This window comes from Nocardia aegles (assembly GCF_052545135.1).
On sequence record NZ_JBQWRI010000073.1, the window covers coordinates 1 to 396 of the forward strand.

General features: G+C 59.6%; 1 protein-coding gene. It reads left to right on the forward strand.

What is annotated here, in order from left to right:
• Positions 1-16: 16 nt before the first annotated feature.
• The coding region (locus tag ACT89H_RS29505; RefSeq protein ID WP_445111943.1) for an AMP-binding protein at positions 17-396 on the forward strand (380 nt) is incomplete at its 3' end.

The following is a 396-nucleotide window of genomic DNA, read 5'->3' on the forward strand; positions in this document are numbered from 1 at the left end:
ATTGGTGAATCGACTGATGTGGATGCAGTCCCGATGCGATCTGGGTCCTCAGGATACGATCCTGCACAAGACTCCGCTGACCTTCGATGTGTCGGTGTGGGAACTATTCGCCCCCGCAGTGACTGGTAGCTGTTTGGTACTGGCCGAACCGGAAGGGCATCGAGATCCCGGTTATCTTGCCGAAGTGATCACGCGCCGTGACGTGACGGTGATCCATTTCGTGCCATCGATGCTGAATCACTTCCTCGCCGCAGAGACTATTACGGGCGGCACCTCGCTGCGGCTTGTGGTCGCTTCGGGTGAAGTGCTTCCAGCTGACCTTGCCGGGCGGGTGGTGCGTGGCTTGGGTGTGCGGCTGCTGAATCTGTATGGCCCTACCGAGGCCACCGTGGACGT